Origin of the sequence: Streptomyces sp. NBC_00376 (assembly GCF_036077095.1) — a bacterium.
GTDB lineage: Bacteria > Actinomycetota > Actinomycetes > Streptomycetales > Streptomycetaceae > Streptomyces.
The window spans coordinates 5,954,354-5,979,417 of sequence record NZ_CP107960.1; the positions used below are offsets into that span (position 1 = coordinate 5,954,354).

Consider the following 25,064-nt stretch of genomic DNA (forward strand, 5'->3'; position numbering starts at 1 on the left):
AGGCAGGGGTCGACCCATTTTCCGGCACCGACGGCCGTGACTGCGAGCGGTTTTACTCAAGACCAGGTCAAAAAACAGACCGAGTACACAAGTGGAGGGGTTCACCTCGCTCGGAGTACTCGGCCCGTCGCGCGGACGTACGGACTCAGCTCGCGGAGTCGAACGCCCCCGGGTGGATCTGGTCCCGCGTCGCCACGTACTGCTGGCGCACCGCCTGCCCGACCGTCAGCTCCTCGCCCGGCTCCAGCACCTGCGCCGCGGCGCCCTGCCAGGCCGGGGGAGTGAGCGGATCGGCCGTCCCCTGCGAGACCCCCAGTGCCCAGGCCGCCTGCCGGGCCGCGCCCAGCGCCGCGTACTCGGCGGGCTGCGGCACGACCACCTGCGTACCGAAGAGCGCGGGCGCCAGCCCCTGTACGGCGGGCAGTTCGGCCGCCGCGCCCAGCAGGAACACCCGCCGCACCTCGACGCCCCGGCCGCGCAGCACGTCGAGCGCGTCGGCCAGCGAGCACAGCATCCCCTCGAACGCCGCCCGCGCCAGGTGCTCCGGCTTCATCGACTCGCGCCGCAGCCCGCAGAGCGTCCCCGCGGCGTGCGGCAGCCGAGGCGTCCGCTCGCCCTCCAGGTACGGCAGCAGCACCAGCCCGGACGAGCCCGGCGTGGACTTCAGCGCCAGCGCGGAGAGCTCGTCGAGCCCCTCCATGCCGAGCATCTCGGCGGTCCCGCGCAGCGCCCGCACCGCGTTGGAGGTGTGCACCACCGGCAGGTGCTTCCCGGTCGCGTCCGCGAACGAAGTGATCATCCCGGCCGGATCGGACAGCGCCTCGTGGTGCACCGCCATGACCGAGCCCGACGCACCCAGCGAGACCACCGCGTCGCCGACCCCGACCCCGAGCCCGAACGCCGCCGCCATCGTCTCGCCGGTCCCCGCGGAGATCAGCAGCCCCTCGGGCGTCGTCCCGGCCGCGTCGGCGGGACCGAGCACCTCGGGCAGCGCCGCCTGGTGCCCGAGCGCGAGCTCCACCAGGTCGGGCCGGTAGGAACCGGTGTCCGCCGACCAGTAGCCGGTGCCGGACGCGGCACCCCGGTCGGTGGTCCGCCGGGCCGGACGCCCCAGCAACTGCCAGACCAGCCAGTCGTGCGGCTGGAGCACCGCGGCCACCCGCTGGGCCGCCTCCGGCTCGGTCCGCGCCATCCAGCGCAGCTTCGCCACCGGCTGCGCGGCCTGCGGCACCGCCCCGACCGCCTCGGCCCAGGCCTGCCGCCCGCCGAGCCCGTCGACCAGATCGGCCGCGGCGGCCTGCGCCCGCTTGTCGTTGCCGAGCAGCGCCGGCCGTACGAGATTGCCCTGGTGGTCCAGGGGCACCAGGCCGTGCTGCTGGGCGGAGACGCCGATGGCCTGCACCCCTTCGAGCAGCCCGCCGCCGGCGGCCTCGCCGAGCGAGAGCAGCCATGCCTGCGGGTCGACCTCGGTGGCCTTCGCCTCGACGGGGTGTGCGGCGAACCCCCGGCGCAGCACTGCGCCCGTGTCCGTATCGCAGACGACGATGTGTGTGAAGGCGGAAGAGCTGTCCAAGCCGGCGACTATCCCCATGCCCAAGATTCTGCCGCACCGCCGGACCTTTTCAGTACCGGTTGCGCGGACCCCTGGCCCCCAGGCCCTAGGTGTTGCTGGTGCCCCAGTCGTCCTCGCCGTTGCGGCCGCGGTCCCGCAGCGAGCGCACCCGGTCGGTCACCGAGGCCGGGACCTTCTCGCCGACCTTCTCACTCACCGCGTGGTACGCCTTGCCGGCCAGATCACGGCCGCTCTGCGCCGCGGACTCGGCGGTATTGCGCACGGCCGGGTTCTGGGCGAACTGGCGTGCGGACTTCTTCATCTGCTCGTAGCGCTCGCGTCCGGCCCGTGTCCCGATCACGTATCCGAGGGCCAGTCCGGCGATGAACGTGAGCCGGTACCGCATGGCTGCCACCCTTCCTTGCTCACTGCGAAGCTTCAGTGCGACGTGTGCTGCCCGCCTACCCGCGGGCACCTGAGATCACCCCGGGGGATACCGATTGGCAAAGCACCCCCCTGCTTGCGCTAATGTATGTGTCGCAGCGAACGAGCGCCGCCCGGCAGCAGCCAGGTAGGTAGGGTTCGGTGCACACGCAGCAATCCCCTGTAGCTCAATTGGCAGAGCAGCCGGCTGTTAACCGGCAGGTTACTGGTTCGAGTCCAGTCGGGGGAGCGCGATCCCCTGTAGCTCAATTGGCAGAGCATTCGGCTGTTAACCGGAGGGTTACTGGTTCGAGTCCAGTCGGGGGAGCGGAACGGAAGAGGACCCCGAGGGGTCCTTTTTCGTGTGCCCGGCGACGGTCGTCACCGTGGTGCGCGTGGGGCGCATGCGACTCTTTCGCGTGCACTTCGCTCCATCCGGAACCGGACGGCCGACGGCGCGGTCTTCATGGTCATGCGAAGCCGACCATCCGGAGCGAGAGATCGTATGACCGGCTATGCTGCGGCAGACGGCGCGCACACTTGTACGCGCCACGCCGAAAAGGGGCGGTAGCTCAGCCGGTTAGAGCAGCGGACTCATAATCCGTCGGCCGTGGGTTCGAGTCCCACCCGCCCCACCGAACAACCTTGGGAAGAATCGTTCTGACCTGGGGAGACGTGCTTTTGTGAGGGTGCTTCGCGTGCAGCGGACGCCGCACGGAGGTGCAGCGAGCGCTAGTCCTCGCGCGCCCAGCCCCCTGCCGCGAGGCGTGGCGGGCGGGCCGGCCGGTCAGGCGGCGCAGCCGTACCGCTTGACGAGATTGGTGGCGGCTTCCCGCACCACGGTCGCGCTGTTGCGGAGCGCCGTGTCTCGGTCGACGAGGCCCTTCTCCTCTGCCTGCGAGGGCGCGATGAGCGTCACCGTGATGTACCGGGCGGTCGAGCCCGTGCGGGCGGCGCAGCCGGCGGGCAGCACCGCCTCGGCCTCCTCGGGGAGTGCCCAGCCGGTGAACCCGGGGCCGAGGGGGACGGAGTTCTTCCTGGGGCCGGAGTCGTACCGGGCGTCCGCGATGATCAGGTTGAAGGTGCCTCGGCGGTAGTCGCTGTCGGGGTTGGCGCGCATCATGCCGCACCCCTTGAACACCTTGAGGTCGCCCTTGCCCGGGCTTTCCCACTCCTCCGCGCTGACCTCGCCCCCCTTGCCGTCGTCGATCAGTTCCGCCGTCTCCCGGCTGAGCGCCCCGTGGCACAGGGTCTTCGGCAGCGGCGGCTTCTCCTCGTTGTCAGGCCAGAAGCTCGCCGTCACGGCGGCCACCCCGGCGGCGCCGAGCATGACGGTCAGCGGCAGCCACTTCTTGTCCATCGGTTACTGTCCCGTTCACTTGTCGGCGCCCCATGCCGTTCCGGTACCACTGCTCAGCGGTCGCCCGGAGGTGGTCCTCGTACCCGCCGGGGCCCCGCTGATCGGGTTCACGAACCCGATCAGCGGGGCCCCGGCGGGCGAGTTGACGTCGGTCAGGCGGCGCAGTCGTACTGCTTGGTCAGGTTCTCCACGGCCTCAAGGATCACGGTGCGCTGGTCCTTCATCAGTGACGCGTAGTTCCAGTCCCGTCCGACGATGGCGACCGGTGAGACCTTGAGGGTGACGCTGATGTACCCCGCGTCGGGCCGCCTCATCTTCTTTGCGCACCCGTCCGGCAGCTGCACCTCGCTCTGCCGCTGGCCCACCCAGCCCGTGAGGCCGTCACCGATGTGGTTGGCGTCCTTCGGGGGGTCGTTCAGCGTATTGGTGGACCTCACGTCCAGGGTGTACTGGAGCCGCTTGCTGCCCTTGTCCTCAGCGTTCTCCCGATTGACGAAGCAGATGGTGGAGAAGACCGGGTCCGCCGGCTCGGTCTCGGATCCCGAGCTCTTCGGGATGAACTCGTCGACCTGGACGGCCCCTCCCTTGCCGTCCTGGAGCAGGCCCGCGGTCTGCTCCGTCAGCATGCCCAGGCACAAGTTCTGCTCACGCAGCTTCTTGAGCTCCGTCGGCCGGAGTTCGAGCGTCGCGACGACCGCTGCCGCGACGGCGAGCACGGCCGGCAGGACCAGGTACTTCTTGTTCACGACTACGGCTGCCCCATCTTCTTCTGGGCGTCCTCGATGCCGTACTGGTACCAGTTCTCGGCAGTCGTCTGGAGATGGTCCTCGTACTCGCCCGGGGTCGCGTCCAACTCCTCCTTCGTGAGGCCCTTCTCCATCGCCATCTTGCGCATCATGGCGTCCATCTGGTTCTCGCCGTTCTCGAAGTGGTCGACCATGTTCTTGCGGGTGTCCGCGTCGACCGTGGCGTTGAGATCGTTCATGTACGCGGCCGTGCCCACGTCGACCGAGCGCTGGACCACGTCTCCGACGATGGGGATGGCCGTCAGGGGTGCGCCGATGACGTGGTAGTTCATCATCTTGTTCCAGCCGTTGGTGTCCTTCTCCGCCTGGCCGAGGTCGTAGATGACGTCGCCGCGCACGCCGTCGAGGTGCCCGAGCACCGACGCGGACTGCTTGACCCAGGCGCGCAGCCCCTCGTCCTCCTTGCGGAACGAGTCCGCCGGGTATTCGTTCATCCCCTCGGCGATCACCACGCTCTGCGAGTGGTGCATGACACCGAACGCCTTGGGATCCTCGGCGACGCCGCGCATGATGCGGAGGAGGTCGCCCCGCTCGATCTCGAGGCTGTTGTAGTCGGTGGGACCGTCCATGTTCTTGCCGAGGATCTGGTGCACGTCCGAGGCGTAGTCCCCGATCATGTTGCCCATGCTCGTGCGCATGGGCAGGGGCACGGAGCTCTGGTTCTTCGGCGCGTCCTCGCCGCTGTACTCCTTGACGATCCGCTCGAAGATCGCGGTCTCCGCGCCGTCGTGGTGGGCGCCGGCGCCGTGCAGGGGGCTGCCCGGCTCGCGGCCGGTGGCCGCGGCCTCCAGAGCGGCGCCGAACTCGGTGCGGGCCGAGGTCTGCTGCAGGTCGTCGGGCATCTTGTCCTGGACGTCGCCGCCCGGCCAGTCCCGGTCCTCCAAGAAGTACTTGAGGTTGTCCGTGGTGTTCGGGTCGAAGTAGTGGGTGGAGGCGGACGGGTTGCGGCTCATGGCGTTCAGCAGGCCCTTCATCGGGTCCTCCTGTGTGCCCTGCCAGTTCTTCATGACGCCGTCGTAGGCGTCGTCGTTGTTCGTCTCCCAGTCGCGAATGGTGTCGCCGACCTCGGTCAGGAACGCCTCGCTGTAGACCGGGTCGCCCTTGTCCTTGTCGTACGGGGAGGCCTTCTCGTCCTTCGGGTCGTACGCCTTGTCGCCGGCGTCGGCGGCCATCAGGTCCGTGAGGTCCTTCAGGGTCGCGGCGCCGCCCCCGATGGCCCCGGGGTGGCGTGCGGGGAGGCCGTTGCCGTCGCGGGCCGTGGCGATGAGCTTGTCGGTCCAGGCCGAGGTGACACCACCCGGGGTACCGATCGAGGATTCGGGTCCGGTGGCGGTGGCAAGGGAGCCGGACAGTGCCTTGTAGAGGCGGGCGTCGGTGCTGGAGAGCTGGCCGTCCATGCCGCCCGTCTCCAGGGAGTTGGCGAGCAGCAGCACGGCGTCCTGCTGGTCGCGGCCCCGGTAGCTGAGGTTCTTCATCAGCTGCTCGGAGAAGGCGGGCGAGTCCTTGCCGTTCTCGGCGAGCGTGAGGAGCCGCTCGCGCTCCTTGTCGTCGAGGTGTTCCCAACGGGCGTAGAGCTTGGCGGCCTCGCGGCCGTTCTCCGCCTGCTGCTTCTCCTCGGCGCGCATCTTCTTGGCGTCGGCGACACCACCGAGGTCGGTGCTGCCGAAGTCGTTGGGGTGGTTTCGGATCAGTGCCCGCAGACCCCAGGCGCAGAGCTCATCGGCTTCGTTCGCACGTTTCAGGATGCCGTCGATCTTGCCGCGCAGTGCCTCGAACTGTGCCTCGGTGGCTATGGGTTCGGTGCTGTCCTTGGACCGGCGGTCGGGATGTACTCGATGGCTGAGGACGCCGTCGGGGTAGATGGTGATACCCGGTGGGGGGTTCTCGTACGTCTGCTTGAGGTCGTCCTGGGCCGACTTGAAAAGAGCGTGGGCGTCCTTGAGGAGGTCACGTACGGACTCGGCCTCGGTGATGGCGTCACCGAATTCCTTGGCGGTCTTGGTGACGAACTCCTTGGTGACGGTGGCGTTCTCACCCTTCCAGCTGGACTTGTCGGCCTTGGTCTTCATGGCCGACGCGTCGGTCTGGAGGGGCGAGGTCAGCTTGCCGATCATCTCGGTCCACTGGGTCACCGCGGTGTCGAGCGGGCCGAGCCTGGCATTGAGGAGCTGCTCGAAGGTGGGCATGGTGGCTGCTCCTTACTGGAAGTACTTGCTGATCTGCGAGGCGGGAACGGCCGCGTCCGCTCCCGGGGCGACGGGACCGACGATGCGCAACTGCGCCTCGACCCACTCGTCGTCGGCCTTTTTCGAGGCCTTCGTGTAGTCGAGGTGGTTGGAGATATGGGCGCACGCCTGAAGGAGGGTCTTCACCTGCGTCTCCCAGGTCCCGATCACTTCGGTGAACGCCGCACCGGTGTCGAACCCGTCGCCCTTGAGGCTCGTACCGGCGGTCTCACTCGCCGCCTTCGCGTGCTTACCTGTCGCCTCGAGGCCGTTGAACAGGTCGAATGCCGCGTGGCCTATGTCCCCCAGCTCATCGTCCGAGACCACGTAGTCGGCCGACCCCTTCGCGGGCCCGGAACCGCCGGTTCCACCGGCCGTGTTCAGCCTCATCGCGGCGGAGGCCTTCAGCGCGCCCCATTCCTCTTCGAACGACATGATCCACACCCCGTGTACTGATAGACAGCCGAATCGCGCGCCACGATACCCGCGTGATCAAACGATTCGCCGACGACGAGGTCTTCGGCGTCCCGGGAACGCGCTGAAGCTCCGTCGAGGCTCAGTTGGCGCAACTGTCCCCGCAACTCGGCTTTTTCCGACGGAGCTTCGGTGACGGCTGAACCGTTCGTTCGCGATTCGGCCGGATCGCTGTCACCGGCATCGGCGTGCCGCACAAGGTGCCTTTCCGGTGAATCGTCCATCCCCGTTCGGGCAGGGATCGTGTCCACGGGGTCCGGCTCGGCCCTGTCGGCGAAGTCCCTCGGAATCGTCGCACTGGATCTACGAGTGGGTCTCGACCGGACCGGGCGCCGGACCGACAGATATCACCTCTCGTTACGGAGTGTAACCGTGTGTGATGCATAGGGGGCCGCCCTGGCTTCTGAAGCCCACTGCGATGCGGAGGTGATCCGGTGGTGCCGAGTCCTGCCCGCCCCGCTGTCGATGTTCCGGCAGCAGTGTCATGGCCTGCGTGTACGTAGGTCTCGGGGCCCTCGCCGGGAGCCGTTCGTTCCCTGCCTGTGCGTCCCCGCCTGCGCTTCATGCCCGGAGAGTCACCTGTGGCAACGCTCCGAAGGATTAGGGGATTTCGTCACCTTTAATCCTTGATTACGGCTTCTACGACTTGTTGGTCGCAGGGGTCGGACGTAGTGTCGAAAGTGCCGCTGCAGGAGCAAGGAGCGGCAAAGCGAACTCCTCCAGAGGAGGCGAAGATGAAGGTTCGTAGCATCTTCGACCACAGGGACGGCGGTCGCGGCGGATACGGTGGCCGTGGCGGATATGGTGGCCGTGGCGGTTACGGCGGTCGTGGCGGTTACGGCGGTCGTGGCGGATACGGCGGTCGTGGCGGATACGGCGGCCGTGGTTACGGCGGACGTGGGTTCGGCGGCTACGGCGGCTACGGCCGCGGTGGAGGCTGGGGTTACTGACACTCTTCACTCCCGATCCCTGACACCAACTCGAGGCAGGCTCGCGCAGCGCGCGGGTCCGCCTCGTCATGTGGGGACCCGTTTCCACGGCTACGGCCCATAGGCCCGAGCACGTCTGTGATGTGATGTCCATGCGCTTTCACAGCCCGCTCCAGCGTTCCGCCCGCGACGAGGAGCCGCCCGAGGACCCGGTGACGGATGTTCCGATCCGCACCGACCCCGTCAGCATCGTGGCGTCCTTCCGGCGCTTCTGGCCTCTGACCAGAGGCGATCGGCGCTGGCTCGTCGTCATCTTCCTGTGTGCGGTCCTGGCCGCCCTCGCCGAGACCATCACCGTGCTGCTGTTCGCCGAACTCACCGACAAAGCCCTGCAGAGCGGCACGGTCAGCGCCTTCTGGAAACCCGCCGGCCAGTGGCTCGCCGTGGCGGTCGCCGGTGCCGTGGTGGGGTACCTGGGCAGTTCGCTCGCGGTCTGGACCGCCGAACGCTTCGTGCTGCGGCTGCGGGCCCGCGTCTTCGGCCATATCCAGAAGCTCCCGCCGCACTTCTTCCAGCGCAATCGCCGCGGCGACCTGGTGGAGCGGCTGACGGGCGACGTGGAGGCCATCGAGGCGCTCGTGGTCTCCGGCATCGTCGGGGCGTCGTCGGCGCTGTTCGGCACCGTCTTCTACGCCGGTGCCGCCCTGTTGCTGCGCTGGGACCTGGCCCTCGCCACCTTCGTCATGGTTCCGATCCTGCTGCTCGTCACCCGCGGGTTCGCCAAGCCCCTGCGCGCGGTGTCCCGGCGCGGCCGGGCGGCGGACGGCGCCATCACCGCCGTGGTCGAGGAGACCCTGGTCAACGTCGTCATGACCCAGGCGTACAACAGGCAGCAGGCCGAGGAGGAACGGCTCAGCAGCAAGGCGCGGCTCCGGTTGAGGACCGCGGTGAAGGCCGTCCGCCTCACGGAGTTCTACGAGCAGTTCATCGAAGTCCTCGAAACGCTGTGCGTCCTCACCATCATCGGGCTGGGGGCGTGGGAGATCTCGGCCGGCCGGATGACCCTCGGACAACTGCTGGCCTTCGCCGCCTTCATCGGCTACCTCTACCCGCCGATCCGTTCGCTGGGCCAGCTCGGTCTGACGGCCACCGCCGCGACCGCGGGCGCCGAACGACTGCTGGAGATCCTCGACGCCGAGCCCTCCATCACCGATCCGGGCGACTCGGTGCCGGTGCCGGAGCGCAGCCGGGCGCTCGGCGAGGTGGAGGCGCGTCAGGTCTTCTTCCACTACCCCGGCAGCGACGAGACGGTGCTCAGGGACCTCTCGTTCACCGCAAGTCCGGGGGAACTGCTGGTCATCACCGGCCCCAGCGGCGCGGGCAAGTCGACGCTGGCCGCGCTGCTGCTCAGGTTCTACGACCCGGACGCCGGCAGCGTCCTGCTGGACGGCGTCTCCGTGGACCGGATGCCGCTGACCTACCTCCGCCAGAACATCACGCTGCTGCCGCAGGACACGCTTGTCCTGCACGACACCATCGAGGAGAACATCGGCTGCGGACGCCCCGACGCGAGCCACGAGGATGTCGAGCGGGCCGCGCGGGCGGCCGACGCCCACGCGTTCATCGAGGTTCTGCCAGAGGGATATGACACCGTCATATCCACCGGCACCTCCCGGCTCTCCGGCGGCCAGCTGCAGCGCATCGCCATCGCCCGCGCCATGCTGCGCGACGCCCCCGTGCTCCTCCTCGACGAGCCCACCACCGGCCTCGACCGGCTGGCCGCGGAACGCATCCTGGAGCCCCTGCGGCGGCTGGCCCGCGGCCGCACCACCATCGTGATCACCCATGACCTGGCCCTGGCCGCGGACGCCGACCGCATCCTCGTACTGGACGAGGGGCGCCTGGTGGAATCCGGCACGCACACCCAACTTCTCGGCCGGAGCGGCCTGTACGCCACGCTCTTCGAGCGCCGCTCCCGGCCGCACAACGGAACCGTCTACAAGTCGGCCCGGCCGTCAGGGATCCACTGGAGATAGCCGGCCGGCGCCACGGAGCCGTTACGGCACTGCCGGGGCGGCCGGTTCCCGACGGCGACCGGACCGCCGGAGAACTGCCGGTGGTTACCATCCGCTGTGACCGATACGACCGAAGGACCCGCTCCCCGCCCCCGCATACTCGCCGACCTGACGCCGCTGCGGACCTCCCCCGACTACCGGCGGCTCTGGCTCGGGAACACGGTCTCCTGGATCGGGCAGGGGATGACGGCGCTCGCCGTGTCGCTCCAGGTCTACGACATCACCGGGTCCGCCTTCTCGGTCGGGCTGATCGGGTTCTGCTCGTTCCTGCCGCTGGTCGTCTTCGGGCTGTACGGCGGTGCCGTCGCCGACACCATCGACCGGCGAAAGCTCGGCCTGGCCAGCTCCGCCGGGTCGTTCGTGCTCTCCGTCGCCCTGGTCGTCATCGCCGTCGCGGGCGTGGAGCAGGTGGGCCTGCTGTACGCGATCGTCTGCCTCCAGGCGGCCTGCTTCGCGGTCAACTCACCGGCCCGCAGCTCGATGATCGCCCGGCTGCTGCCGGCCGAGCAGCTGCCCGCCGCCAACGCCCTCACCTCCATGACCAGCACCACCGGCATGCTGGTCGGGCCGATGCTCGGCGGGCTCGTCGTCGGCTGGTGGGGCTACCGGGCCGCGTACACCGTCGACGCCGTCACCTTCACCGCCTCGCTCTACGCGATGTGGCGGCTGCCCGCCATGCTGCCGGAGCGGGAGGAGGGCGCGGGGGACAAGCGGGCGTCCGTCGCGGACGGGCTGCGCTTCCTCGGGACCAGGCCCAATCTCCGGATGACCTTCTTCACCGATCTGTGCGCCATGGTGCTGGCCCACCCCCGGGCGCTCTTCCCCGTCGTCGCCGTCCTCTGGTACGGCGGTGACGCGAAGACCACCGGACTGCTGGTCGCCGCCCCGGCGCTCGGGGCGTTGCTCGGCGGGGTGTTCTCCGGATGGCTGGGGCGCGTCCGGCGCCACGGTCTCGCCGTGCTGGTCGCCGTCGCCTGCTGGGGCACCGCCATCGCGGTCTTCGGCCTGACCCGGCAGCTCTGGCTAGGGCTGATCTTCCTGGCGCTCGCCGGGTGCGCGGACACCACCTCGATGGTCTTCCGCAACACCATGCTCCAGGCGGCCGTGCCGGACGAGATGCGAGGACGGCTCCAGGGCGTGTTCATCGTCGTCGTGGCGGGCGGACCGAGGCTCGGCGACTTCGTGGCGGGATCGGTCGCCGACCTCGCCTCGCCCGGCATGGCGGTGACCGGGGGCGGGATCGCCTGCGTCGTCGCGGTGACCCTGCTGGGGCTGCGGTGGCGCGGGTTCGCCCGGTACGACGCGCAGAACCCGCAGCCCTGATCGGCCCCCGCCTCCGGTACGACGCGCAGAACCCGCAGCCCTGACCGGCCCCCGCCTCCGGTACGACGCGCAGAACCCGCAGCCCTGACCGGCCCCCGCCTCATTGTCGGGGCGGCCCCACCACCGAGCGGGCGAAGCCCAGCTCCACCAGGTCCTGGGGGCGCAGCCGCAGCTGGTCGGCCGTGGCACGCACCTCGTCCGGGGCGCGCTTCAGGATCGCCGCGGCCAGTTCCGGGGCGATGACCGAGAAGTAGCTGTCCCGGGTGACATGGGTGTTCCCCGGCGCCGCGAGCGCCAGCGCGCCGCCCGAACCGCCCTCGCCGATCACCAGCGTGGTGACGGGGACCGGGGCTTCCGCCATCGCCGCGAAGGCGTCGGCGATGGCGGCGCCCGCGCCCGCCCGCTCCGCCGCCGCGTCGTTGGCGGCGCCGGGGGTGTCGATCAGGGTGAGCACCGGGACGCCGATCCGGCCGGCCAGCCGTATCGCCCGTGCCGCCGTGCGGTAACCGGCCGGGAGGGTCGCGGTGCCGCACTGGGCCACGTACGCGATCGAGCGGCCCTCGCGCCGCCCGAAGCCGCAGAGCAGCCCCGGGTCAGTACCGCCGCAGCGGTCGCCGACGAGCGGGAGGCGGTGGTCGAAGTACCTGTCCAGATACGCCTCGGCGCGCGGCCTGGCGGCCGAGCGGGCCTGCCGTACCGCGTCCCAGCCGGTCACCGGGAGGCCGGTGGGGGACAGGGCGTCCGGCACCGGGGCGGGCGGCGCGGGGGAGTCCGGGGCGTGCAGCGCCCGCAGCCAGCGGGCCACCGTCTGCGGGAGCTCGTCCGGCGGGACGACCGCGTCGATCTGGCCCGCGGCCAGCTGGCCCTCGGCGGTGTACGCGTGGGGGTCCGCGTCCGGCGGCCGTACCCGGGAACCGGCGAACCCGACCTGGGCGCCCGGCAGCGCCAGGATCACATCGGCGCCCGCCCCCAGCGTGGCCCAGCCGCCGCCCGTCGTCGGGTCGCGCAGGACCGCGAGCTGGGCGGGGCCCGCCGCCCGCAGCCGTGCCGAGGCACGGGCCACCCGCTGGAGCTGGGTCAGGGCGACCATGCCCTCCTGCATCCGGCTGCCGCCCGTCGCGATCAGCGAGACCAGCGGCAGCCCCCGCCTCCGGGCGGCCTCGTACGCGGCCACCAGCCGGTCCCCGGTGCGCTGCCCCAGCGAACCGCCCAGGAACCCGAACTCGAACGAGACCAGGACGCAGTGCCGGCCGCCGAGCGAGGCGAGGCCGTGGACGACGGACTCGTCCTCGCCCGTACGGGCGGTGGCGCGGGCCCGGGAGTCCGCGTACCCGGCCCAGGAGAGCGGCCCGTCCCCGGCGCTGTCCGGAGCACCGGTGGTGGAGGTGAGCTCCTCGAACTCCGTGGTGAGGGCCGCGATCGCGGCCCGCGCGCCCATCCGGTCAGCCATGGAGCGACCGCTTCATGATCTTGCCGAGGTCGTTGCGGGGCAGCGCGTCCAGGTAGCGGACCGTGCGCGGGCGCTTGTGCGGGGACAGTTGGGCGGCCACATGGTCCGCGAGCTCCCGCTCGGACGGCGGCGCGGCCGGGTCGGCCGGCACCACCCAGGCGACGATCCGCTCGCCCAGGTCCGGGTCCGGTTCACCGGTGACGGCGGCCTCGCGGACACCGGGGTGGTCCAGCAGCGCGTTCTCGATCTCCCCGGCGCCGATCTTGTAACCGCCGCTCTTGATCAGGTCGGTGGCCTTGCGCCCGACGATCCGTACGTAGCCGTCGGCGTCCCGGGTGGCCATGTCCCCGGTGCGGAACCAGCCGTCCTCGGTGAGTGCGGCGGCCGTGGCGTCGGGGCGGTTCAGATAGCCGGTGAAGAGGTTCGGGCCGCGCACCTGGATCTCGCCGATGGTGTCGGGGCCGCCGTCCCCGGACAGGACGGTGCCGTCCTCCTCGACCAGGCGGAGCTCCACGCCGCGCAGGGGTGCGCCGACCGTTCCGGGGCGCGGCTCGCCGTCGGCCCGGACGCCGGTGTTCATCAGGGTCTCCGTCATGCCGTACCGCTCGATGACCCGGCGGCCGGTGGCCGCCGCGATCCGCTCGTGGTCGTGCACCGGCAGCGCGGCCGACCCGGACACCAGCAGCCGGGCGCCGGCCAGCGCCTTCGCCAGACCCTCCGCGCCGGGGCCGTCGAGGGCCTCGGCCAGCCGGTGGTACATCGTCGGCACCCCGAAGAGCATGGTGCCGCCGGACGACAGCTCCCGGGCCACCCCCTCGGTGGAGAACCTGCCCAGGTGGCGCACCGATCCGCCCCGGCGCAGCGGCCCGAGCACGCCCAGGATCAGGCCGTGCACATGGAACAGCGGAAGGGCGTGGACGAGCACGTCGTCGCCGGTCCACTGCCAGGCGTCCTCCAGCGCGTCGAGCGAGGCGGCGATCGCCCGCCGGGGCAGGATCGCGCCCTTGGGCGGGCCGGTGGTGCCGGAGGTGTAGACGATCAGCGCGGGGGACTCGGGGGAGGGCTCGGGGAGCGGAGCGAGGGCGCCCCCGGCGGCCGTGTCGACGTCGATGCGGTCCAGCGCCTCCAGCACCGGCGGGAGCGTGTCGCCCGCCCCGGCCAGCACCATGGCCGGTTCGCTGTCGGCCACGATGTGGGCGAGTTCGCGCGTCCCCGTCTTCGGGTTGAGCGGAACCGCCGGCACCCCGGCGTGCAGCGCGGCCACGACGGCGACCACTGCCTCGGGGGTGGGGGTGGCCCAGACCGCGACCCGCCCGGCACCGGCGATGCGCGCGGCGAGCGCGGCGGAGGCAGCGGCCAACCGCTCGTAGGTCATGGTGTGTTCGCCGAACCGGGTGGCTTCCCGGGTCGAACCGTCATCCGGCACAGAGAGAAGAGGAGTCACCCACCGCACCTTATGGGCTGCTCCAGGTGACAGGAACTAGTCCCGCTGGAGTCCCCGCATGCGGCCGTACGCGTACACGCACCCCGCCAGGGCCAGGTCGGACAGCAGCATGAAGCCGATCGAGTACGAGCCCTTCGCGCTGTAGATCGCGCCCATCACCAGCGGCGGGACGAAGCCGCCCAGGCCGCCCATCGCGCCGACGATCCCGGTCACGCTGCCCACCTTCGCCTGCGGTGTCACCTGCGAGACCAGGGCGAAGACGCTGCCGCTCGCGGTGCCCAGGCCCGCCGCCATGCAGAGCAGCGCGATCGTGCCGCCCGGGGCCAGCGGCGGGTCGAAGGCCTGGACGATCGCCATCAGGGCGGCCAGGCCGAGCACCGCCGCCGTGACCACGGCCGGGTGGACGCGGTCCGAGAGCCAGCCGCCGATCGGCCGGAAGACGACCGTGACCAGGGCGAACCCGGCGGCCTTCGTGCCGGCGTCGGTGGGTGACAGGTCGTACCAGGTCTTCAGATACGTGGGGAGGTAGACGCCGAACGCGACGATTCCGCCGAAGCCGATCGCGTACAGCGCGGACAGCTCCCAGGTGACCCGCAGCCGTCCGGCGTCGGCCAGCCGGTGGCCGAGCGAGTCGGTCGGCACCGGGCGGCCCGGCCTGTCGCTGACCAGCACCGCGGCCAGCGCCACGTACACCACGAGTGCCGCCGCGACCACCAGGTACGGCAGGTTCTCGCCGTGCCCGGCGATCCTGGGGGTGAAGTAACCGGACAGCGCGACACCGCCCATCCCCATGCCGAAGATCCCGAGCGCCAGGCCCCGCTTGGCGGGCGGGAACCACGAGTTGACCAGCGGGATGCCGATCGCGAACGTGGTGCCGCCCAGGCCCAGCAGAAAGCCCACGACGAGCATCGCGCCGTAGGAGTCCCGCGCCGGGATCAGCAGCAGCACGGGCACGATGGTGAGCGCCGAGACCAGCGGGAACATCAGCCGCGCACCGTACTTGTCGGTGAGCGCGCCCGCCGGGATCCGGCCCAGCGAACCGACCAGCACCGGCACCGCCACCAGCAGCGACTGCTCGAACGAGGTCAGCCGCAGCCGTTCCTTGTAGTCCCCGGACAGCGGTGCGATCAGGTTCCAGGCCCAGAAGGTGAGCCCGAAGCCGATCGTGGCCATCACGAGATTGCGATAGGCGGCCGCGGACGGCGCGTCGACCGTTGCGGGGGACTGCTTCACGGCTGTGTCCACGCCCTCAGTCAAGGGCGGGCACCCGCCCCGGGCCTGCCGGAATGCGCCATGCGGGTCACCCGCGGCCCGGGGCCGGGTACGGGGACGGGGTACCTTCGGACGCGACTTGCACAGTCGCGAACCGGACAAAGCTGCGACAATCACAGTATGGACCGGCTGGACAGAGAAATCCTCGGCATCCTCCAGGAGGATGCCCGGATCTCGTACCGCGATCTGGGCGTACGGGTCGGGCTCAGCGCCAACGCGGCGGCCGACCGGGTGCGCAGGCTGCGCCGCGACGGTGTCATCCGCGGCTTCACCGTGATCATCGACCCGGCCGCGGACACCCGTACCGGCCTGGTGGTATTCATCGACGTGACGCTGCGGATGGACACGACCAACGAGGTGTTCGAGCGGGCGGTGCTCGCCCTGCCCGGCATCACCGAGGTGGTCCATGTGACCGGCGGCCACGACTATCTCGTACGGGCCACCGTCGCCGACACCGCCGCCCTGGACGGGCTGCTGCGCAGGCTGAAGCGGGAGGCCGGGGTCGCCCACTCCAACACCCGGGTCGCGCTCAGAGCGGCGCCTGCCAGGTGACGGCCTTCGAGTCCGAGCCGTCCTCGTCGCGGCCGTCGTCGGTGACCGTCAGCCGGACCGCGGCCCGCCCGTCCGCCAGCTCGGCCGTCGCGTCCACCGCCACCTCGATCGCCGACACCCCGGCCCGCCGGTGCGCGGTCGCGAGCGCGCTCCGCAGCGCGGCGAGCAGCTGCCGGTCCACGGGATCCCGGACCAGTGCGTCGACCGCCCCGGTGAAGTGCACCGACGGCGGGAAGCCGAGCACGGCGGCGGCGCCCGCGGTCTCCCGCAGCACCCGGCCGCGGAAGGTGGCGGGGGCCTCGGCGGGCGGCTGCTGGAGGGCGAAGATCGCCGTCCGTACCTCCTGAATGGTGGAGTCCAGCTCGTCGACGGCCCTGCCGAGCAGCTCGTCGGTGTCCGGGGCGGCGGCCCTGCGGCGGGTCGACTCCAGCATCATCTCGGTCGCGAACAGCCGCTGGACCACGAGGTCGTGCAGATCGCGGGCGATCCGGTCCCGGTCCTCGTACACCGCGAGCTGCTCCCGGTCGTGCCGGGCGTTCGCCAGGACCAGCGCCAGCGCGGCCTGCGAGGCGAACTGCGTGGCCAGCAGCCGGTCCACGGCCGTGTACGGGCGGTCGCCGCGCCGCCGGGGCAGGGCGAGGGTGCCGATCAGCCGCCCGCCGCTCTGCAGCGGCAGCATCATGCTGGGGCCGAACCGCGACCGCACATGCGTCGTCATCCGCGGATCGGTCGCCGAGTCCTCGATGAACACCGGTTCCCCGCCGAGCAGTTGGACCAGCACAGCCGAGCCGGGCGCGATGGCCGTACCGACGATCCCGGCCGGGTCGTCGAGCGTGGAGGCGGTGACGATCTCCATCCCGCCCTCCTCGTCGGGCTGGAGGATGACCCCGGCGCAGGCGTCGGCGAGCGTCCTGGCCCCTTCGGCGACGGTCATCAGCGCGTCGGCCGCGCTCCCGCCGGTCAGCAGCGCGGTGGTGACGGCGGCCGCCCCCTCGATCCAGCGTTCCCGCTGCCGGGCCGCCGCGTGCAGCCGGGCGTTGGCGATCGCGCCGCCGGCCTGGGCGGCCAGTGCCCTCAGCACCGCCGCGTCCGAGTCGGTGAAGCGGCCGCTGCGCTTCTCGGTGAGGCAGAGGTTGCCGAAGACCTGGTCCTGGACCCGGATCGGCGTCCCGAGGAAGGACTGCGTCGTCGGATGGCCGGGCGGCATCCCGCCGGCCCGCGGGGCGGCGGTCAGACCGTCGCGGCGCAGCGGCTCCGGCCCGTCGGTCGGTGCGCCGAGCATCCCCAGGTGCCCGTCCGGGAACCGGCCGATCCGCTGCCGCTCGGTGTCGTCGAGCCCCGTGGTGTACAGCTCGCCGATGGTGCCGCGCTCCGGGTCGAGCACGCCGAGCGCGCCGTACCGGGACCCGGTCAGCGTCGTGGCGGTGTCCACGATCTGCTGGAGCACGACCCGCAGTTCGAGATCGGAGCCGATGCTCAGCACGGCTTCCAGAAGCATCGACAGCGGCGGTTTCTCCGGGGCGGGGGCCGCGGCCGGGGCCGCCCCGGACGGTCCCGCGTCCGTCGTCTCGTCGGTCATGCGCCGCACCCCCGGGGTGTTTTCAGCAGGCGAGCGGGTCGAGGACCAGCGGCTCGATCTTCCCGTCCAGCATGGCACCGAGCCCCAGCACCGCGCAGACGTCCGGCCGCTCCGCGATGTGGACCGACATTCCCGTCGCGTCCCGCAGCATCTGGTCGAGACCGGGCAGCAGCGCGCTCCCGCCGACCATCATGATCCCGCAGTCCACGAGGTCGGCCACCAGATCGGGCGGGCAGTCGCGCAGGATCGTGCCCAGCCCGTCCAGCACCGCGGTGAGCGGGGCGTGGATGGCCTCCCGTACCGCGGCGGTGTCCACGTGCACCGAGCGGGCCAGCCCGGTCACCACGTCACGGCCGTGGATCTCGGTCGTGGCGGGCCCCTTCGAGGTCAGGCCGCTGCCGCTGAGCGCCAGCTGCAGGGGGCGCACGGACTGGCTCGGCAGCATCAGCTCGTGGTGCTGACGCAGATGCTGGATCACCGCGTGATCGATGGCGTCGCCGCCCACCGGGATGCGTACGGCGCTCACGATCGAACCGAGCGAGAGCACCGCGATCTGGGTGGTCGCCGCCCCGCACACCATGATCATGGTGGCGGTCGGCTGCTCGACCGGCAGTCCGCAGCCGACGGCCGCCGCGATCAGGGTGTCGACCAGCTCGACCCGCCGGGCACCGATCCCGACCATCGTCTCGACGGCGGCCCGCTGGGCGAGCGGATCGCTGTCGTGCGGGGTGCAGGCGGCGGCCCGCAGCCGGGGCTTGCGGCGCAGCTGTCGGCGGAGCTTCTCGCCGAGCAGATGGCGGAGCATGCGCTGGGCCATCTCGATGTCGATGACGGTCCCGCCGGTGACCGGCCGGGTCACCCGGATGTAGTCGGGGGTGCGGCCCGTCATCTGTTCGGCGAGCGCGCCGACGGCGATGAGCGACCCGGTACGGGTGTTCACCGCGGCGACGCTCGGCTCGTCGACGACGAGCCCGAGGCCCTTGACGTACACCCGGGTCCGGGCGGCCCCGAGGTCGACGGCGACGTGGCAGCGGCGCAACTGCTCAAGACTGACGGTCACGGCAGGTCTCCCGGGAACGCGGAAGGTGGCACCGGCGGCAGCCGGTTCTGTCCCGCAATCGTGCGCCGTTCGGAGGCGTGGCGCGCGTTGGGATGCGCCGTAGGAGGGGCCTCGGGGACCGTCCCCGGCTGACGGGCCGGCAGAAGGGGCGCGGTGCGCGGAAGAAGTGCGGTACGCGGGAATCAGCCCGGCAGCAGCCGCTGGAGGAGCCCCCAGGTGAACTCGGCGACGTACGGCTCGCCCGTGCCCGGATCGGTGATCGCGAGCGCCCACCGGGCCGGTGCGCCGCCCTCCATCGGGCGGGCCGGCGCGAAGGCCCGCGCCACCTCGTCGACCGTGCCCGACCAGGGGCGAAGGTCCTCGACCGTGCGCAGCTCGGGGCCCGGCGCCCCCGGCGCCCGCACCAGCCACTCGTTCCACACCGCGCCGCCCGGCGCGACCATCACCTCGAACCACAGGTCCGGCCACAGCACCGTCCGCCAGCGCAGCGCGTCGCACTCGCCGACGGTGCGGCGGACGGACGACACGGGTTCGCCGAGCACCGAACGGTAGCGGCGCAGCGCGCCCCGCCCGCCGGGCGCCCGCACCATGGCCTGCCAGCGGCGGTTGGCCTCCCGCATCTCGGCGGTCGAGGCGCCCAGCTCGTGCCGGGCGTCCTCGACGAGGCCGGGCTGGTGGTCGGCCATCCGGCGCAGCAGGACGAGCTGGAACTCACGGGGGCCGAAGGGCGCGGTCATGGCCTCGACGGTTCCACACCGGGACCCTGGCCGCCCTGACCGCCGGACGGCCCCGGCTCGCCCAGCATCCGGCGCAGCAGGTCCCGCAGCATCGTCCGGTCCTCGTCCGACAGCTCGGCCAGCGGCTCCCGGGCGAAGGTGAGCGAATCGCGCAGCTGCCGCGCCGTCCGGGCGCCCAGCTCCGTGGGCGCGGCCAGCTTCACCCGCCGGTCGGCCGGATCGGGCCTGCGCTCCACCAGGCCGCGGGTCTCCAGCCGGTCGACGATGCCGGTCACGTTCGACGGCTCGCACTTCAGCTTCTGGGCGATCCTGCGCATGGGCATCGGCTCCAGCGAGAGCAGCCCCAGAACCCGGGCCTGGGCGCCGGTGAGCGAGTGGGCTGCCGCCGCCTCGTCGTACTCCTCGTAGTAGCGCGCCACGACGGTACCGATGAGCTCGACGACTTCGAGAGTCAGAGGGTCTGTGCGGGAGGTGGCCATGACACCCAGGATAGCCGGTTGCTTGACAACATGAAATATTCAGGAGCATGGTTGTTTCACCACCTGAAGTATTTCGCTCCCCCTGGTGCGGCCCCCACCGCCCGGCCGGAGTTTCCCCCACCTCGTAGGACATTGAGGAGAACCCGAGCCCATGTCAGCAGCACTTCCCACGTCCGGCCGTGAATGGCACCTCGTCGCCCGCCCCCACGGCTGGCCGAAGGCCGAGGACTTCGCGCTGCGTGAGGTCCCGGTCGCCGCTCCCGGCGAGGGCCGTGTCCTCGTCCGCAATCTGCACTTCTCGGTCGACCCGTACATGAGGGGCCGGATGAACGACGTGAAGTCGTACACCCCGCCCTTCAAGCTCGACCACCCCATGGACGGCGGAGCGGTCGGCGAGGTCATCGCCTCGAACGCCGACGGCTTCGCGGTCGGCGACCACGTCCTGCACGGTCTCGGCTGGCGCGAGTACGCCGACGTCCCGGCCAAGCACGCCGTGAAGGTCGACGCCTCGCTCGCCCCGCTCTCCGCCTACCTCGGCGTGCTCGGCATGACCGGGCTCACCGCCTACGCGGGCCTCTTCGACGTCGCCTCCTTCAAGGAGGGCGACGCCGTCTTCGTCTCCGGCGCGGCCGGTGCGGTCGGCAGCCAGGTCGGCCAGATGGCGAGGATCAAGGGCGCCTCGCGGGTCATCGGCTCGGCCGGCTCCGACGAGAAGGTCAAGCTCCTCGTCGAGGAGTACGGCTTCGACGCCGCCTTCAACTACAAGAACGGCCCGGTCGCCGACCAGCTGCGCGAGGCCGCCCCCGACGGCATCGACGTCTACTTCGACAACGTCGGCGGCGAGCACCTCGAAGCGGCGATCTCCTCGCTCAACCTGCACGGCCGCGTCACCGTCTGCGGAATGATCGCCCAGTACAACGCGACCGAGCCGACCCCCGCCCCGCGCAACCTCGCCCTCGTCATCGGCAAGCGGCTGCGCATCCAGGGCATGCTCGTCGCCGACCACGCCGACCTCCAGCCGCAGTTCGTCCAGGACGTCGCCGGCTGGCTGGCCTCGGGCGAGCTGAAGTACCGCGAGACCTTCGTCGAGGGCATCGAGAACGGCTTCGACGCCTTCCTCGGTCTGCTGCGCGGCGAGAACACCGGGAAGATGATCGTCTCCCTCGCCTGACAACCGCTCCCGCGGACCGGTTAGGCTCACCCACAGGCCGTCGCGATCGTGGGCGCGAGTCGCGGCGCACAGCAGGAGGAACACCCAGCATGACCATTCAGGACATAACCGTTGCCTACACCGCCGTCGCCACCGCCGAGAACGGCCGTGACGGCCGCGTCTCGTCGGACGACGGCAACCTCGACGTCGTCGTCAACCCGCCGAAGGCCATGGGCGGAAGCGGCGCGGGCACCAACCCCGAGCAGCTCTTCGCGGCCGGCTACAGCGCCTGCTTCCAGGGCGCGCTGGGCGTGGTGGCCCGCCAGGAGAAGGCGGACATCACCGGCTCCACGGTGACCGCCGAGGTCTCCATCGGCAAGACGGCCGAGGGCGGCTTCGGCCTGGAGGTGGCGATCAGCGCCACCATCCCGAACGTCGACAAGGCCACCGCGCAGTCGCTCGTCGAGAAGGCCCACCAGGTGTGCCCGTACTCGAACGCCACTCGCGGGAACATCAAGGTCGAGCTGTCGGTCGCCTGACCGCCCGCCCACCCGCAACAGCCGAGGGCCGCACTCCCGGAGGAGTGCGGCCCTCGGGCGTGTCCGCGACAACCACCCGTCCGACGGCGCCCCTTCGCCACCAGTACGCTGACGCCATGCGTGATCTAGGGGCGGGCTTCGGCTACTTGATAAAGGGACAGCGCTGGGTCGGCCGGCACGGACGCTGGTTCGGCTTCGGACTGCTGCCCGGACTCGTGACGCTCGTCCTGTACGCGGGCGCCCTGGTCGGCCTCGGCTACGGCGCCGACGATCTGGTGGACTGGGCCACCCCGTTCGCCGACGACTGGTCCTCGCCCTGGCTCGGCCTGCTCCGCAACACCCTGACCGTGCTGGTCTTCGGCCTCGGACTCTTCCTCGCCGTGATCACCTTCACCGCCGTGACCCTGCTGGTCGGCCAGCCCTTCTACGAATCGCTCTCCGAGCAGGTCGACCGCACCGAGGGCGGTGCGGTCCCCGAGTCCGGGCTGCCGCTCTGGCGGGAGCTGTGGATCTCCGCCCGCGACAGCCTCCGCATCCTGGTGCGGGTGGGGCTCTACTCGCTGCTGCTCTTCGCCCTCGGGTTCATCCCGGTGATCGGCCAGACCGTCGTCCCCGTGATCGGCTTCTGCGTCACCGGCTACTTCCTCGCCGAGGAACTCACCGCCGTCGCGCTCCAGCGCCGCGGCATGGCGCTGAAGGACCGGCTCGCCCTGCTGCGCGGCCGCCGGCTGCTGACCCTCGGCTTCGGCGTGCCGCTGGGGCTCGCCTTCCTGGTCCCGTTCGTCGCCGTGTTCCTGATGCCGGGGGCCGTCGCCGGAGCGACTCTGCTGGCGCGCGACCTGGTGCCGACGGACGAGGACGAGGGCGAGGACGACACCCCCGCCCCGTACAGCCTCGACAAGGACTGAGGACCGAGGAGATCATCCGCCCATGACCGGGCTCATCGCCGTCGCAGTCATCACCGTCCTGGCCGTCATCAGTCCGGGCGCGGACTTCGCGATGGTCATCCGCAACAGCTATCTCTACGGCCGCACGACGGGGCTCATGGCCGCCGCCGGGGTCGCCGCGGGCGTACTCGTCCACGTCACGTACACGATGCTCGGCGTCGGGCTGCTGATCGCCTCGTCCACCGCCCTGTTCACCGCGATCAAGCTGGTCGGCGCCGCCTATCTCGTCTACATCGGGCTGCGCACCTTCTTCGCCCGCGGCGATCTCGACGTCGACCTGGAGTCCAAGCCGCAGCTGACGCGGTTCGGGGCCCTGCGCACCGGCTTCCTCACCAACGCGCTGAACCCCAAGACCACGCTCTTCGTCGTGTCGACCTTCACCCAGGTCGTCGGGCCCGGAACCAGCGTGTGGCAGCAGGCCGGCTACGGGCTGTTCATGTCCGCCGCCCACTTCGGCTGGTTCGCCCTGGTCGCGCTGTTCTTCTCGAACTCGCGCCTGCGCACCTCGATGCTGAAGTGGCAGAAGGCTCTCAACCGGGGCATCGGGTCGGTGCTCGTCGGACTGGGCGTCACCCTGGGCCTGGCCCGCTGAGCGACGCCCCCCGGACCCGGGTCAGCCGGTGTGCACCTCCAGCGCCGACCTGACCGCCGACTCCAGCGCCCCCTCGATCCAGGCCGGCTTGATCGAGGTGTGGCAGCCGGCGAAGTGCAGCGGCCCCTCGACCGACCGCACATCGGCGAAGAGTTCGGTGTGCTGGCCGGGCAGCAGCACCGACGCCTCGCCGTACGCGTACGGGTCACGCATCCACGACTGGGTGGCGCCGACGCCCGTGTAGAACACCTCGACGCGCTGCCCGTACACGTCCTGGACCCCGCCCAGGGCGTGCGGATAGCGCTCGTCGTCGTCCAGCGAGTCCCACTTCAGCGCGTCGTCGGCCCAGCTGTACGAGGCGAGGACGACCCCGCCCGCGCTGCCCTCGACCGGGTGGGAGGGCTGGAACATGAAGCGGTTGGGGTTGTCGGTGACCGATCCGCCGCCGATGACGTGCGCCGCCTCGGGCTGGTTGCGGGCGGTGGCCCGGTACGCGGCGTAGTGCACCCGCTGGTTGGGCGGGAGATGGCCGGGCGGTACGGAGGGGTGGGCGCCCAGCAGTGAACCGTCGGCCGGTGCCTTCCCCAGCCGGTAGGCGTCGTACAGACCGGGCTTGATCTTCTCCAGCTCGGTCTTCCACTCCTTCTCCTCGAACTCCCACCAGCGGCGGCTGAATTCGAGCAGCACCTTGGTCGCCGCGTCGTAGTGGATCTCGGTGATCGCACGCCGCTTGCCGTACGAGAGCAGGGGCGCGACGGGGATGTGGCGCAGCCCGGAGAACGGCACGGTGATGATCGCCCGGTCGCCGGTGAACTTCTGGCGCACCAGCGGCTTGCCGTCGCGGCCCTCGGAGACGGTCTCCACCTCGACGCCGTCGGGGCCGTAACTGATCCTGGTGGCCCGGCGGTCCAGCCGCACCAGGTCCTTGACCCGCTTGTACATCGCGTCGGCCAGGGTGGCCGTGCCGTCCGGCAGCTCGTAGAACGCGGTGTCCGGGCTGATCAGGGAGGCCCCGATGAAGCTGTGCACGAAGGCGAGATGGAGCCGGGACGTGAGGTTCTCGACCGTGCCGATGAGGTCGATGGTGCGCTCGTCGAGCTTGGCCGCCTCGGTCAGGAAGCGGAACATCGACCAGTGCCCGTACTTCTGGATCACCCGGGCCCAGCCCTCGACGAGCTCCCGGCCCTCCTTGCCCTCGAACTCCTCCCGCACGGGCTTGAAGGCGTCCCGCACGATCGCCGCGGCGGTCTTGTTCTCGAACTGGGCGGGTACCCCGAACGAGCGGTTGATCGCCTGGGGCTTCGCCGCGTAGTCGGCCTTGCGCATCCGGACGCCGTTGACGTGGATCCAGGTGTGGTTGACGGGCTGGCCCTCGGCGTCGACGTCCACCAGGTAGAACCGGCGGCGCTTCAGACCGAAGCCGTCCATGAGGCCGGTGACCAGCGGATGGCTGTCGGGGATCCGCATCGCGCCGGCCTCGGCGTACTGCTTCGGGTCCGCGAACGGCGCCTTGGCGTTCTCGTGACCGCCCTTGCGGAAGGTCTTGATCCGGCCGCCGACGCGGTTGCCGTTGGCCTCGATGACGGTGACGGTGTGCCCGGCGCTGCGGAGCAGATGGGCGGCGGTGAGCCCGGCCGGCCCGGCGCCGATGATCAGCACCTTCTTCGGGGTCTTGCGGCTGCGCGGCAGGCCCTTGGAGAGCAGGATGTCGCGGTAGAGGGGGACCAGCGGCTGGTCGTGTTCGTCGCGTACGAGGATGGCGCGGGCGATGTTCAGGCAGGCGTCCCAGTCCGAGCCGGTGGCCGCGGGGGCGAGCGCGGTGCCGGACGCGGCGGCGGTTTCGGCGGCGCCGGGCGCGGCGGCGCTCGCGGTGCCGGAAGCGGCGGTGACGGCCAGGGCGGCGGCACCGGCGGTGGCGCTCGTGATCAGGGTGCGGCGGGAGGGCAGGCCGGAGGATGATCCGGCGGGCTTGGAAGTCATGCGGCAACCCTGGGGCGCACCGGGGGGTGCCCTGCGCCCGGACGCGCGTAGACCGTCCCGAAATCACCCGCAGGGGGCGCTCATCGATCAAGTTCCGCCCTGCGTCGCCGCAGGTC

General features: G+C 71.2%; 22 protein-coding genes and 3 tRNA genes. 11 read left to right on the forward strand and 14 right to left on the reverse strand.

What is annotated here, in order from left to right; genetic code table 11:
- Positions 1 to 145 precede the first annotated feature (145 nt).
- Together OG842_RS26730 and OG842_RS26735 are read right to left on the reverse strand one after the other, a co-directional pair.
- Positions 146 to 1,591: an FGGY family carbohydrate kinase gene (locus tag OG842_RS26730; RefSeq protein WP_266733192.1), complete on the reverse strand. Its 1,446-nt coding sequence runs from the start codon at positions 1,589 to 1,591 to the stop codon at positions 146 to 148.
- 67 nt (positions 1,592 to 1,658) lie between these two features.
- The gene (locus OG842_RS26735) at positions 1,659 to 1,958 is read right to left on the reverse strand and encodes a YtxH domain-containing protein (RefSeq protein WP_266733193.1); all 300 of its coding nucleotides are present in this window, start codon (positions 1,956 to 1,958) and stop codon (positions 1,659 to 1,661) included.
- Positions 1,959 to 2,152: 194 nt separating this feature from the next.
- On the opposite strand from OG842_RS26735, the gene OG842_RS26740 reads away from it, so the two are divergent.
- From OG842_RS26740 to OG842_RS26750, 3 genes are all read left to right on the forward strand, one after another.
- Positions 2,153 to 2,225 (forward strand) — tRNA-Asn (locus OG842_RS26740).
- A gap of 5 nt (positions 2,226 to 2,230) precedes the next feature.
- Positions 2,231 to 2,303 (forward strand) — tRNA-Asn (locus tag OG842_RS26745).
- A 233-nt stretch (positions 2,304 to 2,536) separates the two neighbouring features.
- A tRNA-Ile gene (locus OG842_RS26750) sits at positions 2,537 to 2,610 on the forward strand.
- A 152-nt stretch (positions 2,611 to 2,762) separates the two neighbouring features.
- Here the strand turns inward: OG842_RS26750 and OG842_RS26755 are convergent.
- The 4 genes from OG842_RS26755 to OG842_RS26770 form a co-directional block, all read right to left on the reverse strand.
- The gene (locus tag OG842_RS26755; protein ID WP_266733195.1) at positions 2,763 to 3,335 is read right to left on the reverse strand and encodes a hypothetical protein; all 573 of its coding nucleotides are present in this window, start codon (positions 3,333 to 3,335) and stop codon (positions 2,763 to 2,765) included.
- Between the two features lie 152 nt (positions 3,336 to 3,487).
- Positions 3,488 to 4,081, reverse strand: coding sequence for a hypothetical protein (locus tag OG842_RS26760; protein ID WP_266733197.1), 594 nt, complete (start codon positions 4,079 to 4,081; stop codon positions 3,488 to 3,490).
- Between the two features lie 2 nt (positions 4,082 to 4,083).
- Positions 4,084 to 6,327: a DUF6571 family protein gene (locus OG842_RS26765; protein ID WP_266733199.1), complete on the reverse strand. Its 2,244-nt coding sequence runs from the start codon at positions 6,325 to 6,327 to the stop codon at positions 4,084 to 4,086.
- 12 nt (positions 6,328 to 6,339) lie between these two features.
- A complete protein-coding gene (locus OG842_RS26770; protein WP_266733200.1) occupies positions 6,340 to 6,801 on the reverse strand; it encodes a hypothetical protein in 462 nt (153 codons plus the stop codon).
- 773 nt (positions 6,802 to 7,574) lie between these two features.
- Between OG842_RS26770 and OG842_RS26775 the strand changes: the two genes are divergently transcribed.
- The 3 genes from OG842_RS26775 (at position 7,575) to OG842_RS26785 (ending at position 11,167) form a co-directional block, all read left to right on the forward strand.
- Positions 7,575 to 7,790 carry a hypothetical protein gene (locus OG842_RS26775; protein ID WP_266733201.1) on the forward strand — a complete coding sequence of 72 codons (216 nt, stop codon included), beginning with the start codon at positions 7,575 to 7,577 and terminating at the stop codon, positions 7,788 to 7,790.
- Between the two features lie 131 nt (positions 7,791 to 7,921).
- Positions 7,922 to 9,805, forward strand: coding sequence for an ABC transporter ATP-binding protein (locus OG842_RS26780; RefSeq protein ID WP_266733202.1), 1,884 nt, complete (start codon positions 7,922 to 7,924; stop codon positions 9,803 to 9,805).
- Positions 9,806 to 9,901: 96 nt separating this feature from the next.
- Positions 9,902 to 11,167: an MFS transporter gene (locus tag OG842_RS26785; RefSeq protein ID WP_266733203.1), complete on the forward strand. Its 1,266-nt coding sequence runs from the start codon at positions 9,902 to 9,904 to the stop codon at positions 11,165 to 11,167.
- 100 nt (positions 11,168 to 11,267) lie between these two features.
- On the opposite strand, the gene OG842_RS26790 is transcribed toward OG842_RS26785, so the two are convergent.
- From OG842_RS26790 to OG842_RS26800, 3 genes are read right to left on the reverse strand one after another with little or no spacing between them, the layout of a single operon-like run.
- Complete coding sequence (locus OG842_RS26790; RefSeq protein WP_266733205.1) at positions 11,268 to 12,617, reverse strand: carboxyl transferase domain-containing protein; 1,350 nt, start codon at positions 12,615 to 12,617, stop codon at positions 11,268 to 11,270.
- Complete coding sequence (locus OG842_RS26795; RefSeq protein ID WP_443064009.1) at positions 12,610 to 14,070, reverse strand: acyl-CoA synthetase; 1,461 nt, start codon at positions 14,068 to 14,070, stop codon at positions 12,610 to 12,612. The genes OG842_RS26790 and OG842_RS26795 overlap by 8 nt, the downstream gene beginning before the upstream one ends.
- Before the next feature lie 27 nt (positions 14,071 to 14,097).
- A complete protein-coding gene (locus OG842_RS26800) occupies positions 14,098 to 15,306 on the reverse strand; it encodes a nitrate/nitrite transporter (protein ID WP_266733208.1) in 1,209 nt (402 codons plus the stop codon).
- 147 nt (positions 15,307 to 15,453) lie between these two features.
- On the opposite strand from OG842_RS26800, the gene OG842_RS26805 reads away from it, so the two are divergent.
- Complete coding sequence (locus tag OG842_RS26805; protein WP_266733210.1) at positions 15,454 to 15,885, forward strand: Lrp/AsnC family transcriptional regulator; 432 nt, start codon at positions 15,454 to 15,456, stop codon at positions 15,883 to 15,885.
- Here the strand turns inward: OG842_RS26805 and OG842_RS26810 are convergent.
- From OG842_RS26810 to OG842_RS26825, 4 genes are all read right to left on the reverse strand, one after another.
- Complete coding sequence (locus OG842_RS26810) at positions 15,863 to 17,464, reverse strand: GAF domain-containing protein (RefSeq protein WP_443064010.1); 1,602 nt, start codon at positions 17,462 to 17,464, stop codon at positions 15,863 to 15,865. The two genes, OG842_RS26805 and OG842_RS26810, sit on opposite strands and share 23 nt — an antisense overlap.
- 22 nt (positions 17,465 to 17,486) lie before the next feature.
- Positions 17,487 to 18,524, reverse strand: coding sequence for a rod shape-determining protein (locus tag OG842_RS26815; RefSeq protein ID WP_266733211.1), 1,038 nt, complete (start codon positions 18,522 to 18,524; stop codon positions 17,487 to 17,489).
- Positions 18,525 to 18,706: 182 nt separating this feature from the next.
- Positions 18,707 to 19,261: a hypothetical protein gene (locus tag OG842_RS26820; protein ID WP_266733212.1), complete on the reverse strand. Its 555-nt coding sequence runs from the start codon at positions 19,259 to 19,261 to the stop codon at positions 18,707 to 18,709.
- Positions 19,258 to 19,740 carry a MarR family winged helix-turn-helix transcriptional regulator gene (locus OG842_RS26825; protein WP_266733213.1) on the reverse strand — a complete coding sequence of 161 codons (483 nt, stop codon included), beginning with the start codon at positions 19,738 to 19,740 and terminating at the stop codon, positions 19,258 to 19,260. The genes OG842_RS26820 and OG842_RS26825 overlap by 4 nt, the downstream gene beginning before the upstream one ends.
- Before the next feature lie 151 nt (positions 19,741 to 19,891).
- Between OG842_RS26825 and OG842_RS26830 the strand changes: the two genes are divergently transcribed.
- From OG842_RS26830 to OG842_RS26845, 4 genes are all read left to right on the forward strand, one after another.
- Positions 19,892 to 20,911, forward strand: a complete 1,020-nt coding sequence (locus OG842_RS26830; RefSeq protein WP_266733215.1) for an NADP-dependent oxidoreductase — start codon at positions 19,892 to 19,894, stop codon at positions 20,909 to 20,911.
- An 89-nt stretch (positions 20,912 to 21,000) separates the two neighbouring features.
- Complete coding sequence (locus tag OG842_RS26835; protein WP_266733217.1) at positions 21,001 to 21,429, forward strand: organic hydroperoxide resistance protein; 429 nt, start codon at positions 21,001 to 21,003, stop codon at positions 21,427 to 21,429.
- A gap of 116 nt (positions 21,430 to 21,545) precedes the next feature.
- Positions 21,546 to 22,337, forward strand: coding sequence for an EI24 domain-containing protein (locus OG842_RS26840; protein ID WP_266733219.1), 792 nt, complete (start codon positions 21,546 to 21,548; stop codon positions 22,335 to 22,337).
- Between the two features lie 22 nt (positions 22,338 to 22,359).
- Positions 22,360 to 22,968: a LysE family translocator gene (locus tag OG842_RS26845; RefSeq protein ID WP_266733220.1), complete on the forward strand. Its 609-nt coding sequence runs from the start codon at positions 22,360 to 22,362 to the stop codon at positions 22,966 to 22,968.
- A 21-nt stretch (positions 22,969 to 22,989) separates the two neighbouring features.
- On the opposite strand, the gene OG842_RS26850 is transcribed toward OG842_RS26845, so the two are convergent.
- On the reverse strand, positions 22,990 to 24,948 hold the full coding sequence (locus tag OG842_RS26850; RefSeq protein ID WP_328512555.1) for an FAD-dependent oxidoreductase: 1,959 nt from the start codon (positions 24,946 to 24,948) through the stop codon (positions 22,990 to 22,992).
- Between the last annotated feature and the right edge of the window lie 116 nt (positions 24,949 to 25,064).